Here is a 13,809-nt window from a genome sequence, read left to right as displayed (position 1 = left end):
GTCAGCCGACGGGCTGCTCCGCCGGCTCCGGCTTCGGGTTCAGCACGCCGGCGAACACGGCCGCCAGCACGCACAGCACCACCGGGACCGCGAAGGTCACGTTGAGCGGCATCCACCGCGTCAGCCCGCCGATCAGGGCCGGGCCGGCCAGCAGGCCGACGTACCCGAGGCCGACCACGCGGGCCATCAGCGCGCCCGAGGCCCGGGTGTCCAGGTTGCCCGCCGCGGTGAACAGCTGGGGGACGCCGCCGGACAGGCCCAGGCCGAACAGCGCCCAGCCCACCAAGGACAGCGGCACCCAGGGCGCCGCCGCGGCCGTCGTCAGGCCCACCGCCGCCAGGGTCGCGCCGTAGCGGACGATCGCCGTCGGGCCCGCCCAGGCCGCGACGCGGTCGGTCAGGAACCGGCCGGTCGTCATCGCCACCGCGAACGCGCCGTAGGCCAGCGCCGCCGTCGAGGCCGAGGTGCCGAGCACCTTCTCCATGTGCAGGGCCGCCCAGTCGTTCGCGACGCCCTCCGACAGCATCAGCGCCAGCGCCAGCAGGCCCAGCAACCAGACCGTGCGGCGCGGGGGCCGGCGCGTGACGACCGGCTCGGCGGCGCCGGAAGCGTCGGCGGCCGGGGCGTCGGACGGCTCCATCAGGAACCGCGCCGACAGCACGGAAAGCAGCACGCACAGCAAGCCGGTGCCGGTGAGCGTGACGCCGGTGGCCACGCCCGCACCGAGCGTCGCCGCGCCGATGACCGCGGCGATCGCGCCGCCGATCGACCACATCGCGTGGAAGGCCGCCATGATCGGGCGCGGGTAGGCCCGTTCGACGACGACCGCGTGGGAGTTCATCCCGACGTCGATCGCGCCGTTGCCGAAGCCGAAGAAGATCAGCGACAGGCCCAGCGTCCACCACGAGTCCGCGAACCCGGGCCCGCACACGGCCAGGCCGAGCAGGATCCCGGCGGCCGGCACCAGCCGGCGGTGCCCGAGCCGGTCGACGAGCGGGCCGGCCACCTGCATGCCGGTGAACGCGGCGCCGCCGAGCACCAGCAGCAGCGCGCCCAATGTGCTGTGCGAGATGCCCGTGGCGCGCTCGATGCTCGGGATGTGCACCACCCACATGCCCATCGCGAACCCGTTGAGGCCGAAGAACATGAAGGTCGCGAACCGGGCGGCGCGCGGGTGGGGCGGGGCGGTCATCGGTTCTCCAAGGGGACGGCGACGTGCACGAGCACGCCACGCTCGGTCAGCGCGGCGCGCTGGTCTTCGGGTGCGCCGGGGTCGGTGATCACCACGTCGGCGCGGTCGGCGGGACAGATGCAGGCGAGCGCGCAGCGGCCCCACTTGGCGCCGTCGGCGAGCACGATCGTCCGGGCCGCGACGTCGAGGGCGGTCCGCTTGACCTCGGCGTCGCCCAGGTCGAAAGCGGTGAGCCCGGACTCGACGCCGAGCGCGCAGGGGCTCAGCACGGCGACGTCGAACCGCAGGGCCCGCAGCGACGCCAGCGTCAGCGGGCCGACCAGCGCCTGCTCCCCCGGCCGTGCTTCGCCGCCGGGCAGCAGCAGCCGGACGCCGGGTTCCTCGGCCAGCTCGCGGGCGGCGTGCAGCGACAGCGGCATCACGGTGATCGGACGCCCGCGCAGCAGCCGCGCGAGTTCGAGGGCCGTCGTGCCGCTGTCGAGGACGACGGTCTCGCCGTCGCGGATCAGCTCGGCCGCCGCGGCGGCGATGGCGCGCTTCGCCGCGATCCCGGCCGTCGCGCGGGCCGCGAACGGCGGTTCCACCCCCGAGGGCGACGCCGGGACCGCGCCGCCGTGCACCCGGCGCAGCACGCCCCGGGACGCCAGGTGGTCGAGGTCGCGGCGGACGGTCATCTCCGACGCGCCGGTCGCTTCGGCCAGCTCGGCGACGCCCACCTGGTCGGCGTCGCGCAGCCGCTCCACGATCACCCGTTGCCGTTCCGCGCTCTTCACCCCGCGATGTTCGCAATCCCGGCGCGCTCGCACAATCGATTTGTTCGTTCGCTCACGTCGCATGTGCGAACTACCGCTGAGGCATGATGGTCGCGTGCACGCCGCCGAGACCACCGCGACCCCGTGACCGGGGGCTACCTGAAGGGCCGGATCCGCCGCGAAGACATCATCACGGCGGCGGCCGCGGCGTACGGCGAACTCGGCTACCACGGCTCGTCGCTGCGGGAGATCGCCAAGCGCGTCGGGATTTCCCACGCCGGCCTCCTCTACTACTTCCCCACCAAGGAAGCCCTGCTCGCCGCCGTGCTCGAACGCCGGGACGCCGAGGACTCCGAGCGCGAGCAGCTGACCGTGCCACCCGGGCTCGAGGTCCTCCGGCACTTCGTCGCGCTCGCCGAGCACAACGTCCGCCACCCCGGGATCGTCGACCTCTACTCGCGGCTCGCCGCCGAAGCGGTCGCCCCGGACCACCCCGCGCACGAGTACTTCCTGCGCCACTACCGGGCCGCGCGCGACGGCGTGCACGAGTCGTTCCAAGCCCTCGCCGCGCGCGGCGAACTGCGTGGCGGCGTCGAGCCCGCGATGGCAGCGCTGACGTTCATCGCGCTGATGGACGGCCTGCAGGTGCAGTGGCTGACCGTGCCGGGCGACGTCGACCTGGTCGGCTCGCTGCGTTTCTACCTGCAGAACCTGCTCACCGTCCCGATCTAGAGGGTCTTCGCGTACGGGTCCCAGCCCGCCGGCAGCAGCGGCGGGACGTCGATGGTGCTCGCCACCTCCACGCTCTGCCCGCGCGTCATGGATTCGTCGATGGCCAGCATCGCGTCGAGCACGTGGTAGGCCAGCTCGCCGGACGCGCGTTCCGGCACCCCGGCCCGGATCGCCCGCGCCAGTTCCAGCGCGCCGGTGCCGCGCGAAGCCGAATGTCCTTGCGGCGCCAGCTCTTCCGGCTCCTCCCGGTCGAGCAGGTGCAGCCGGGTGGGCTCGTCGAACCGGTTGGGGTCCGGCAGCACGGCCGTGCCGAGCGTGCCGGTCAGCTCGGCCAGCGCCGGCCGCCTGAGCGCCGAGTCGAAGCTCAGGACCAGCTGCGCGGAAGCGCTTTCGAACTCGACGAGCGCGGTGACCGTGGTCGCCACCGACACCGGGAACTCCGTGCCCGCCCGCGGCCCGGACCCGACGACCCGGGTGTCGCGGGCTCGCCCGCCGGCCCCGGTGACGCGCCGGATCGGCCCGAGCAGGTGGACCAGCATCGTCAGGTAGTACGGGCCCATGTCGAGCAGCGGGCCGCCGCCGGGCTGGAAGTAGAACTCCGGCGCCGGGTGCCACAGTTCCGGCCCCGGCACCTGGAACAGCGCCAGCGCAGTGAGGGGGCGCCCGATCCGGCCCGCGTCGACGACCTGGCGCGCGGTCTGCAGCGCGGCGCCGAGAACCGTGTCGGGAGCACTCGCCACGCGCAGGTTCTTCTCCCGCGCGCGATCGAGTAGCTTGCGGCCGGTCTGGCGGTCCAGGGCGAGGGGCTTCTCCGTCCACACGTGCTTGCCCGCTTCGAGCGCGGCGAGCCCGACCTCGACGTGCGCGGCCGGGACGGTCAGGTTGACGACCAGCTCGACGTCCGGGTCGGCCAGCAGTTCCGCCACCGTGCCCGCGCGCGGCACGCCGTGTTCGGCCGCCCGCGCCGCCGCGCGCGCGGTGTCGAGGTCGGCCACCCGCACCACGCGGACGTCCGGGAAGGCGGTGAGGTTTTCCAGGTAGGTGCCGCTGATGACGCCGGTGCCGATGACCCCGACGCCGACCGGCCCGCCGGTCACCGGCCCGCGCCGGTCAGGAAGGCGTGGCTGGCGGCGAGCGCTTCGAACAAGTCGCCGTCGAACGCGTCGAACTCGACCACGCGCAGCGCGTCCGGCGCGGCGGCGAGCACTTCGGCGACCGGCACCCGGCCCTGGCCGGCCGGGACCTGGCCGGTGGCGTCGGTGGCGAGGCCGCCGTCCTTGACGTGGATGGCCCGCACCCGGTCGCCCAAACGCCGCAGCAGGGCGGGCGCGTCCTCGCCGCCCGCGGTGGCCCAGTACGTGTCGACCTCGAGCACGACCGCCGGGTCGAGCTGCTCGGCGAAGACCTCGAAGGCACTGCGGTCGTCGATCCGGGATTCCAGTTCCCACCAGTGGTTGTGGGAGCCGACGGCGACGCCGTGCTCGGCCGCGGTCTTCGCGGCGGCGTTGAGCCCGTCCGCCGTGGCCGCGATGTCGGCCGGGTCCTGCCACCGCTCGGCCGGGACGAACGGGTCGATCACCAGGCCGATGCCCAGCTCGGCCGCGGCGGCGAAGACGGCGGGCTGGTCGGCGCCGAGCAGCTGGGCGTGCGCGGTCGGGGCGGTCAGGCCGTTGGCGGGCAGCCCGGCACGCAGCGCTTCGGCGTTTTCCAGGACGCCGTACGGCTCGACCTGCGTGAAGCCGATCGCGGCGAGCCGCCGCAGGGTGTCGGCGGGATCGGCCGCGAAGGCGTCGCGGACCGAATACAGCTGCACGGAAGGCACGCTCATCACCGGCTCCTCCAGTTCCCCCTGGCGGCCGTCCGCCACGGCTGCTCAATTTCTACCACCTGGTCAAAATTGTGACCAGGTGTTTCCACCGGACGGCCGTGCGACGGCTCACGGGAGCCCGCGTTTTGGCAACCGGCCGATGGGGCAGTAAGGCGAAGAGAGCAACCCAGGGCCGACGCGGGAGGTGCGGCAAGTGGACAGGGCACGGGACGAAAGGGACACCGCCGCCGTCGGGCGCCCGGCGTCCCGCCGCGACCTGACGGACCTGTCCGAGGCCGCGCGCGACCTCGACCGGCGGATCGACCAGCACCTCGAGCGGCTGCGCCGCGAACGCGCCCAGCGCGCCGCCGATATCCCCGGCCAGCGGCTTCGCCCGAGCGGCTGACCGGGCCACCTCGAGTTCACCGCGGGAACGCGACCTACTACTCTGGGTGGCCCAACGCCGCCCACCGCGCCGCACACCACGCCGCACTCCACAGTCCTGCGAGGTCGCCATGTCCGACACGCCGTCCGCGCTGTCCCCGAGCCAGACGCCGGTGGGGGTCGACCCCGCCCGGCCGAGCATCGCGCGGATCTACGACGGGTTCCTCGGCGGGAACAACTTCTACGAAGTCGACCGGGCGGTGATGGACAAGATCCGCACGGCGGTGCCGGAAGCGGTGGACATCGCCCGCGGCAACCGCGGCTTCCACAACCGCGCGCTGCGGATGCTGGCCAACCAGACCGCCATCCACCAGTACCTGGACTGCGGGTCCGGGCTGCCGACGGCCGAGAACACCCACCAGATCGTGCAGCGCATCGACAAGGACAACACGGTCGTCTACGTCGACAACGACCCGGTGGTCCTCGCCCACGGCCGGGCGCTGCTGGTCGAGAACGACTTCACGCACATGGTCGAGGCGGACATCTTCCAGCCGCAGGAAGTGCTGGGCCACAAGGAAGTCCTCGCGCACATCGACTTCTCCGAGCCGGTCGCGCTGCTGCAGGTGGGCACGATGCACCACTTCGAGGGCGACGGCGTCTTCGACATCATGCGCACCTACATCGACGCGCTGCCGTCGGGCTCGTACGTGGTGCTGTCGCACTTCTTCGACCCCGAGGTGCCGGAGCTGACCGCGATCGCCAAGCGCATCGAGCAGATCCTGGTGTCCGGCCCGCTCGGCGCCGGGCGCTTCCGCACCCGCGCGGAGATCGAAGCCATGATGGACGGCCTCGAACTCGTCCAGCCGAACGCGACTTCGCAACCGGGCATGGCGGTCTGCGACGAGTGGTGGCCGGACGGCCCCCGGCTCACGCCGCTCAGCGACTCGGCCAAGTGCGTCGCCGGGATCGTCGGCTACAAGCCGTAACGCCTCACCCTTCCGGTTCCTCCGCCGCCTCTTCGGCCGGGGCGGCCCCGTCGCGCAGCCACTTCAGCTTGACCTCGAACTGGCCCTGCAGCCCGGTGCGCGCGATCACCGCCCCCGCCTGGGCGTCGAGCTTGACGCCGAACTTGAGCTCGACCTCGTCCGGGCCGAGGTCGCGGAACTGCGCCAGCGCGGCCGAGGCGGCGGCGCGCACCTCGTTCAGGGCGTGCTCGAAGGTCGTGGTCGCCTTGCGGAGCACCCCCGAAGGCGCCGACGCCTGCTCCAGGCCCGGTTCCCCCTCGACCTCGACGACCACCGAACCGCCGTCGGCCAGCGGGAAACGCACGAACTCCTGCACCGGATCTCCTTCTTTCGCACGGGTTCAGCAGGGCAGCTTGAGCCACTGTTCCGGGCCGATGCCCCGGCGCACCTGCTCCAGCTCGCCGAGCAGGGTGTCGAGCCGGTCGGGGTGGGCCAGGTACTCCAGCACCGCCTGGTAGAACGCGCTGGTCATCGCCGAGGGCATCAGGTCCGAGGCGTCGAAGCAGAGGTCCGTGCCCTTGGCCAGGGTGGTCGCGATCCGCCGGGTCACGTCGTTGCGGTAGACGTCCTGGCCGACCAGACGCTGGTGCACCGAGAACGTCGTCCCGCCGGAGGGCCAGATCCGCTGCCCCTGCTCCCCCGCCAGGTACACCATGAGCCGGCGCGCGTCCGGGGTGTCGTGGAACATCCCGGCGAGATCGGCCGACACCTCCGACCGCGCGGTCTTCCCGGTGCCCGGGAACGGGAAGAACCGGAAGTCCCGGTCGGGAACGGGCGGCCCGGACGGCCGCGGGACCGCGAGGTAGCCGCCGATCGCGAACGAGCCGAGGTGCTCCAGCAGGCAGCGGGGCGGATCGGCGAACAGGCCCCGGCCGGCGTCGGCGAACGAGGTGAGCAGGGCCGCCGTGCTGCCACCGCGGACCGCGCCCGGCGCCAGGACCAGCGTGCCCCAGCGCTGCCAGGCCTCGCGCACGACCTCGTCGGTCCAGGCCAGCTCCCCGGCCGCCCACTTGCCGTACTGGTCCGGAGCCAGGTGCAGCAGGATGTCCTCGAGCCAGTCGGTGCCCGGGAACCCGGAGTTCGGCGGCGCGCCCATGCCGAGGCACCACGGCTGCTGCCCGGCGGCGGAAAGCCGCCCGGTGGCCGCCACGAGCGCGTCCAGGGTGGCCGGCGGGTCTTCCCGGAACCGGTTCGGGTCGTACCAGACGATGCTCTTCAGGTCCGCCTTAACCACGACCGCGTACGTCGTCTTCCCGCCGAGCTGCTGCAGTTTCCGCCACTGCGGGCTGTACGCGGCGGTCGCGTCCGCGCCCAGGACGTCGTCGAGGGGTTTCAGCTGCCCGGAACGCGCGTAGCCGGCCAGCTCGGCCGGGTTGGACAGCACCGCCACGTCGGGCGGGGTGCCCTGCTGCAGGTCCCCCCGCAGCACCTGGTTCTGCGCGCGGGTGCCCTGGTAGCGCGTGGGAATCCCGGTTTCGCGGGTGAACCCGTCGAGGACCCGCAGGAACGCCGTCTGCTCGTCGCCGGTCCACGACCCCAGCACGGTCACCGGCTCCGCGCCGGTCCCGGCGGAACACCCGGAGATCAGGAGCACGAGGACCAGCGCCACCCCGGCGCAGCGCTTCATCACGGCTCTCTCCTCGCGCGGAACCGGTATTCGTCGAGACGCGGTTGCAGGCCGGCCACCGCCAGGACGCCGATCCCGGCGGCCAGCAGCGGGATCCCGTAGCCGAGCACTTCCGTCCAGCCCGGTTCGGCGAGTCCCGGGCCCAGCAGCGCCGATTCGTCGACGGCGCCCGGCGGCGCGTCCGGGACGTCCGCCGGGACGGGTGTCCCGGCGGCGAAGGCGATCACCGTGTCGCCGCACGCGGCCGCTCCCTCGATCCCGCACTGGGCGGTCAGCACGTGGGCGAGGGTCCACCGGGCCTGGCCGGCGGCGGCCGAAGTGACCGCGGACCGCGCGTCGACGGTGTGCTCCAGCGCGGCGCCGCCGTCCCGGGCGTCGGACCGGATGCCCAGCAGCAGGGCCGTTGCCGCGCCCAGCAGCACGCAGGCCACCGTGGCGGCCAGCAGCGCGGGGTTCACCGTGCGCCGGAACCGCCGGGCGAGGAACCGCTGGGTCCAGACGAGCGTGGCGAGCAGCAGGACCAGCGGCACCGCCCACAGCGCGGTGATCGCGGGTGCCAGCCAGCCGGTCGCGAGCTGCCGGTCGAGGGCGGCGCGCTGGGCGGCCTCGAGCGCGTCGAGCCGGGCGAGGATCCCGTTCTCCGGCGCGGTCAGCAGGTCCGACGCGGATTGCAGGTTGCTCGCGGCGAGCGGGCCGCCCGCGTCCTGCCGGAAGTGCGCGTCGGCCTGCCCGATGAAGCCGTTGTACGACGGCAGCAGCCCCTCGATCAGCAGCAGCGTCTGGCTGCCCGCCTCGCCCGCCGCGTTGTGCTCGGCGACCTGGGCGAGTTGCTGGCTCGTCCGGGCGATTTCGTCCTCGTACTGCTCGCTGGGGCCGGTCAGGCGCGCTTGCCGGGCCTCGAACGCGGTCACCGCCGCCCGGTGCGCGGCCACGATCGCCTCCTTGGCCAGTGACACTTCGAGCACCGCGGGCGCGGTTCGCTCCCGGACCTCGGCGATGCCGGCCCGCACGCCGAGGAAGGTCCCCAGCGCCGTCCCCAGCACCAGCACGCTGGCGGCGACGAGCCCGAACCGCAGCCACCACAGGGTCTTGCGGGTGGTGCTGATCGCCGTCACGACGGCGCTCCCGCTTCGAACGGCTTGCCGCAATGGCCACACCGCTTCGCCGTGGGCCGCGCTTTGTGTCCACAATGGACGCACTCGCGAGGCGCGCCCGCCGCTTCGGCCGGAGCGGTGGCCGGTTCCGCCGAACCGGTGTAGGCGGAGATGGTCGACCCGAGCACCAGGGAGAAGCCGTCGCGCGGGCGGACGCCGTCCTTGATCGCGACGGTGCCGTCCTCGCGGACGTCGATCAACCGGCCCAGGCGCTTGAGGATCTCCGCGTTCCCCAGCTCGGTCGCCAGCCGCACCGCGGTGCCCCATTCGCGCGCCGCCGCCACCCGGTCGTCGCGTTCGAAGGCGTCCCAGCCCGCCCGGACCGCGCGGCCCAGCTCGGCCTGTCCGGTGACGCGGGCGACGTTGTCGTCCGGCACGCTGGAAAGCGCCAGGTCGTCGGTCAGGTACCCGACGACGGCCTGCGGTTCGCCGGCCGCCACGTCCGCGCCGGCGAAGAGGGTGACGGTGCCCAGCAACCGATCCTCGTACCGCGTCAGCTGTTCCGTCTCGACGTCGAGGCAGAGGTGGTACTCGCGCAATTCGTCACCCCACGCCCCGGTGGGCAGCTCGAGCCCGCTCCCCGCGGCGTGACACTGCGCGGTGAGGTCGACCTCGGTCGGGAAGACCTGCTTGACGAACCTCAGCCGGGTGTAGGGCAGGGTGGTCATCCGCAGGCGCACGTCCGGCACGGTCCGGCCCATCGCCCGCTCGACCAGGCGCCGGAAGTCCCCGGCGAGTTCGGCGTCCTCCAGGACGGCGTCCGCGCTGCCGCGCAGGACGGACGCGATGCGCTGCAGGTCCCGCGGCTCCCAGTCGTCGCCGATGCCCCGCGCGTCACAAGCGAACCGGCCCCGGCAGCGGTCGAGCGCCGCTTCCAGCGCGCCGGTGCGGTCGGACTCGTTCTTGCCGTCGGTGAGCAGCACCGCGTGGCGGATGTCGGCCGTCGTCTTCTCGAACAGGTTCCGGGCCAGGTCCAGCCACGTGCTCATCGCCGTGCCACCCCCGGCGATCAGCTCGGACGCCGCGGCCTTCGCTTCGTGCCGGGTCCGTTCACTCGCCACCGCCAGAGGCGGCTCGGCGGGGTAGACGAGCCGGGCGCGGCCGGTGCACTCGACCACCCCGAACAGCACGCCGTCCCGCAGTGAGCCGATGGCCGCCCGGCAGGCGTGCCGCGCGGCCTCGATCTTCGTCGGCGGCCAGTCCATCGAGCTGGAGCAGTCCACCAGCAGCAGCTCGGCGGTCGGCGGCGGCCCGGCCGCGGGGACGCCGGCGTCCCCCACCCGCACGGTGAGCACGACGTCCATCCGGTCGTCGCTCGGCGCTAGGTACTTGTTCTGGCTCAGCTGCAGGGCGAACGACGGGTCGGGCATCCGATCACCTTCTCGTCTTCGGCCGGACGGAGTTCGCGAGATCGACCAGCACGCCGTGTTCGTCGCGGTCGCGTGCCCGCTCGGCGAGCCGGCGCAGGGACTGCTCCAGCAGCGACCGCAGGCCGCGTTCGGTGACGCGCTCGCCGAGCAGCTCGCCGCCGTCCCAGCCTTCGTCCCCGCCGAGCCCGGCCAGCGCGGCCTCGCGGACGAGCGCCTCCAGCCGGTCCTGGGCTTCCCGGTCGAGGTAGAGCTCGGGCAGCCGCCGCGCCGCGTCGGCGAAGTCGTCCCGGCCCGGTGGCCCGGACGGCAGGCGCCCGGCCCGGATCCGCACGGCGGCGATCCGGGCGGCGTCGTAGTGGCGCGAGATCGGCGGCACGGCGTCGAGCAGCGCGACCGCGGTGTCCCGGCCGTGCGTGCGCAGGGAGCACCGGGCCAGCCCGAAGGCCGCGCTGACCTGGCCGTGGTCGCGGTGCCACACCGAGCGGTACCAGCGTTCGGCCGCGGCGGTCCGCCCGCGCAGTTCGGCGCAGAACCCGAGCGCGAGCTTCGGCGCGAGCTCGCCGGGCCAGCTGCGGTGCACCCGGTCGAACGCGGCCGACGCCTGCTCGGCGTCGTCGCGGGCCAGCGCGAGCAGCCCGTGGTGCCAGGCCGCCCGCCAGTCGCGTGCGGCCTCGGTTCCGAGCTGTTCTTCGGCGTCGGCCAGTGCCGTGGCCGCGGCGTGCGCGTCCCCGAGCGCGACCAGGGCCCGCGTGCGGGCGAACGCGATCTCGACCGAGCGCTCGCCGAACATCGCGAGCTTGTCCAGCCAGCGGTGCGGCCCGGGCGCGCCCGCGGTGGCGATGAACGCGGCCGCGGCGTCTTCCGGGGCGACCCGCGGGATCGGCAGCCGTCCGGCCCCGTCGGCGGCACCCGGCAGGCCGAGGTCCAACCAGCGATCCGGAGCTCCTCCCTCCGGGGCACTTTCACGTGAAAGTGCCCCTTGGGCGGGGAGGGTGAGCCAGTGGCCGAGTCCGGGCACCGCACCGAGACCGTCGTCGAGCAGCTCCGCGGTGTCCTCGAACAGTGCCGACGGCACCGGCCGCGGCCGTTCGTCGCGCAGCGAAAGGATTTCCCGGCGCACCCCGTCGAGCTGCTCGGCCATTTCCGACGCCGTGGCGAACCGCCGTTCGAACGGCGCGACGGCGCGTTCGAGCACCCGCTTCAGCGCGTCGAGCCCGCCGGCGATGCGGTCCGCGTCGGCGTCTTCGCTCGCCGCCTCGAGCAGCACCTGCAGCGTCCGGCCCACGGTGTGCAGGTCCGAGCGCACGGTCAGGCCGTGCCGGGCGAGCTCGTGCGCCGGCGCCTGGAACCCTTCGGTGCCGACACTCGGCCCGGCCGGGTCCTCGAGCGAGCGGGCGGCACCGAGGTCGATCACCTTGACGCGCTTGTCGCCGTGGATCACGTTCTCCGGCTTCATGTCGCAGTAGAGCAGGCCTTCACCGTGCAGGTAGTCCAGCGCGCCGAGGATCGCCCGGCCGTAGACGATCACGTGCTCCACCCGCGGCGGCGGCCCCTGCTTCAGCAGGTCCCGCAGCGACCGCCCGCCGACGTACTCCATCACCAGATAGGTGTCCGGTGCGCCGCCGCCCGGCGGCACGTGCTCGACGAAGTCGTTGATCCGCACGATGTTCGGGTGGTCGAGCCGGACCAGCACGTCGCGTTCGACCCGGGCCATCGCGCGCAGCACGGCGTTGCCGCTGTTGATCACGCCCTTGAGGGCGACGTGCTGGCCGGCCAGCGCGGTGTCGGTGGCCAGGTACACCCAGCCGAGCCCGCCCCGCGCGAAGCAGCCGAGGACCTCGTAGCGGTCGCCGACCCGCTCGCCGCGGTTCAGCTTGGGCAGGAAGGAAAAGCGTTCGCCGCAGTTTTCGCAGAACCCCTCGGCGAACGCGGGTTCGCCGGCGTAGGCGCGGCCGACGGGCTCCCCGCAGTGGCCGCAGAAGCGGTGCTGCTCGGGGTAGTCCGGGTCGGTGAGGACGAGCTTCTCCGGGTCCGGCACCTCGATGGCGGGCAGCGACTGGAAATCCGCCTCGCCGCTCCACAGTTCCACACTGCGGCGGGTGCTCTCCGGGGCCGGCGCGGCCGCGGACGGCGGTTCGGCGGGCACCCGGCGGCGGCCGCACACCTCGCAGAACCCGATCGGCCCGACCGGACGGCCGTGGCACCACGCCGTTCCCGTCGTCACGCGCCCTCCAGCCGGCGGCGGACCGCCTGCACGTACCGCTCGACCAGCCCGGCGGCGGCTTCCGGCTCGTCCGGCCGCCGGGTCAGCGCCGCCATGGCCGGGCGGTACAGCTCGGCCAGTTCCTCGTCCTCCATCAGGCCCGCGTCGGTCGCCTTGGCGTTGTAGCCGCGCAGCCGTCCGTGCAGTTCGTCGTGCCGGGCGGCCAGCGCGTCGAGCTCCGCGTACCGCCGGACCAGCGCCCACCGGGCCGCTTCCGCGTCGCGTTCGGTCGCCGCGAGGGCCCGCCGCACGCGGCCCGGTTCGATCCGCTCGCCCGCCGAGCGCAGCGCGGCCAGCCGCAGGCGCAGATCCGCGGAGCTGCCGGGCACCGCCGCGCGCGAACCGAGCCGGGCGGCCCGGTCCCGCGTGCGGTCCTCCTCGTGCTCCACCATCTCGACCAGCAGCGCCAAGCGGTCCAGGCGCCGCGCGTTCCGCTCGTTCTCCCAGCGCCGGGCCAGGCGCACGCCGGGCGAGTCCGGCTTGCTGAACTGGACCAGCACGGTGGCGCCCTTGTCCACCAGCGGCCGCACGACGTCGGTGAGCACTTCCTCCGGCGCCCGCGCGTCCTCGACGCCGGTCACCGCCACCGCGACGTCCGCCGGGTTGGTCTCCAGCACGGTGAGCACCTCGCCGGTGCTGATCCCGGCGCTGACGTGCTCGGCCACCTCGCCGGTGGTCTTGCCGGTCGCGTCCACGATCGCGGCGAGCCGCTCGCCGGGGACCCGCTCGCGCCGCACCTGCGCCAGGAAGCCGTCCCGGACGGCGGAATCCCGGTCCCCGATGACGACGATCAGCGGGCCCGCCGAGGGCCGCGGCGGCTCGCCCACCCACCGGGCGACGTCCGGCACGTGCCGGACGATCACCTCGACCGGGATGAGGTAGGCGAGCCCGGCGCGTTCGTCGGTGTACTCGGTGACCACCATGCCGAGCACCGCACCGGTGGCCTTGTCGATCACGCCCGCGCCGCTGAACCCGCGCCGCACGCGTTCGCCGGGCAGCGGCGAGTTGAGCTGGATCCACTCCCCGGCGGCGCCGGCCGGGCCGGCCAGTTCGGCGTTGTTCACCCAGACGCCGTAGCGGTGCGGGGCCGGGAAGCCGTAGGTGTGGACCACCCGGTCGCGGACGGCGCCGAGGCGCACCAGCGGAGCGCCGGGCACGTGGGGGAAGGGCTCGGCGAGGTCCAGCAGCGCGATGTCGCCCCGGCCGTCGTCCGACGGCGGCACCCAGCAGCCCGGCCGCACGGTGGCGAGCGTCTCCGGCAGGCCGGCCAGCCCGACGAACCGCACGAGCACGTGCGCCCCCGAAAGCGCTTCCTCCCCCGCGGCCTGCACGACGTGCGCGCAGGTGAGCACCGTGGATTCGCCCAGCAGCATCCCGGCGCCCAGTGCCCGGCCGGACGAGTTCACCAGGCAGACCCGCCACGGTTCCGGATCCCCCGCGCGCCCCTCGGCAGAACCGTTGTGCTCCCTCACCGGGTGCGACCTTACGACCCGGCACCGGCAC

General features: G+C 74.0%; 13 protein-coding genes. 3 read left to right on the top strand and 10 right to left on the bottom strand.

Features of this window, described 5'->3' with window-relative positions; genetic code table 11:
* Nucleotide 1: 1 nt before the first annotated feature.
* Together IE317_RS13280 and IE317_RS13275 are read right to left on the bottom strand one after the other, a co-directional pair.
* Entirely contained in the window at nt 2-1,192 is a 1,191-nt protein-coding gene (locus tag IE317_RS13280) for an MFS transporter (protein ID WP_191309788.1), read from the bottom strand.
* Nucleotides 1,189-1,965, bottom strand: a complete 777-nt coding sequence (locus IE317_RS13275; protein ID WP_191309787.1) for a DeoR/GlpR family DNA-binding transcription regulator — start codon at nt 1,963-1,965, stop codon at nt 1,189-1,191. The genes IE317_RS13280 and IE317_RS13275 overlap by 4 nt, the downstream gene beginning before the upstream one ends.
* Nucleotides 1,966-2,088: 123 nt before the next feature.
* Here IE317_RS13275 and IE317_RS13270 point away from each other — a divergent pair, with 123 nt between their 5' ends.
* Complete coding sequence (locus IE317_RS13270) at nt 2,089-2,676, top strand: TetR/AcrR family transcriptional regulator (RefSeq protein ID WP_191309785.1); 588 nt, start codon at nt 2,089-2,091, stop codon at nt 2,674-2,676.
* Here the strand turns inward: IE317_RS13270 and IE317_RS13265 are convergent.
* Both IE317_RS13265 and IE317_RS13260 read right to left on the bottom strand, forming a co-directional pair.
* On the bottom strand, nt 2,673-3,773 hold the full coding sequence (locus IE317_RS13265; protein ID WP_191309784.1) for a Gfo/Idh/MocA family protein: 1,101 nt from the start codon (nt 3,771-3,773) through the stop codon (nt 2,673-2,675). The two genes, IE317_RS13270 and IE317_RS13265, sit on opposite strands and share 4 nt — an antisense overlap.
* On the bottom strand, nt 3,770-4,504 hold the full coding sequence (locus tag IE317_RS13260) for a sugar phosphate isomerase/epimerase family protein (RefSeq protein WP_191309782.1): 735 nt from the start codon (nt 4,502-4,504) through the stop codon (nt 3,770-3,772). The genes IE317_RS13265 and IE317_RS13260 overlap by 4 nt, the downstream gene beginning before the upstream one ends.
* A 193-nt stretch (nt 4,505-4,697) precedes the next feature.
* On the opposite strand from IE317_RS13260, the gene IE317_RS13255 reads away from it, so the two are divergent.
* A complete protein-coding gene (locus IE317_RS13255; protein WP_191309781.1) occupies nt 4,698-4,889 on the top strand; it encodes a hypothetical protein in 192 nt (63 codons plus the stop codon).
* A 109-nt stretch (nt 4,890-4,998) separates the two neighbouring features.
* Entirely contained in the window at nt 4,999-5,853 is an 855-nt protein-coding gene (locus IE317_RS13250; protein WP_191309779.1) for an SAM-dependent methyltransferase, read from the top strand.
* A gap of 4 nt (nt 5,854-5,857) precedes the next feature.
* Here the strand turns inward: IE317_RS13250 and IE317_RS13245 are convergent, their stop codons facing one another.
* Genes IE317_RS13245 through IE317_RS13220 form a run of 6 tightly spaced genes read right to left on the bottom strand, consistent with a single transcriptional unit; the run spans nt 5,858 to nt 13,778 of the window.
* Nucleotides 5,858-6,208 (bottom strand): CU044_2847 family protein, encoded by a 351-nt coding sequence (locus IE317_RS13245; protein ID WP_191309777.1) that lies wholly within the window; start codon nt 6,206-6,208, stop codon nt 5,858-5,860.
* Nucleotides 6,209-6,232: 24 nt separating this feature from the next.
* Entirely contained in the window at nt 6,233-7,519 is a 1,287-nt protein-coding gene (locus IE317_RS13240) for an ABC transporter substrate-binding protein (protein WP_191309886.1), read from the bottom strand.
* Complete coding sequence (locus IE317_RS13235) at nt 7,519-8,634, bottom strand: hypothetical protein (RefSeq protein WP_191309776.1); 1,116 nt, start codon at nt 8,632-8,634, stop codon at nt 7,519-7,521. Before IE317_RS13235 ends, IE317_RS13240 begins: the two co-directional genes overlap by 1 nt.
* Nucleotides 8,631-10,043 carry a VWA domain-containing protein gene (locus IE317_RS13230; RefSeq protein ID WP_191309774.1) on the bottom strand — a complete coding sequence of 471 codons (1,413 nt, stop codon included), beginning with the start codon at nt 10,041-10,043 and terminating at the stop codon, nt 8,631-8,633. The genes IE317_RS13235 and IE317_RS13230 overlap by 4 nt, the downstream gene beginning before the upstream one ends.
* 4 nt (nt 10,044-10,047) lie before the next feature.
* Complete coding sequence (locus tag IE317_RS13225; protein ID WP_191309772.1) at nt 10,048-12,267, bottom strand: serine/threonine-protein kinase; 2,220 nt, start codon at nt 12,265-12,267, stop codon at nt 10,048-10,050.
* Nucleotides 12,264-13,778, bottom strand: coding sequence for a trypsin-like peptidase domain-containing protein (locus IE317_RS13220; RefSeq protein ID WP_191309770.1), 1,515 nt, complete (start codon nt 13,776-13,778; stop codon nt 12,264-12,266). The genes IE317_RS13225 and IE317_RS13220 overlap by 4 nt, the downstream gene beginning before the upstream one ends.
* Nucleotides 13,779-13,809 lie beyond the last annotated feature (31 nt).

The sequence above is a fragment of the Amycolatopsis bullii genome (assembly GCF_014654205.1).
GTDB lineage: Bacteria > Actinomycetota > Actinomycetes > Mycobacteriales > Pseudonocardiaceae > Amycolatopsis > Amycolatopsis plumensis.
The sequence above is the reverse complement of the archived record's forward strand: the minus strand, read 5'-3'. Positions and strand labels throughout refer to the sequence as shown.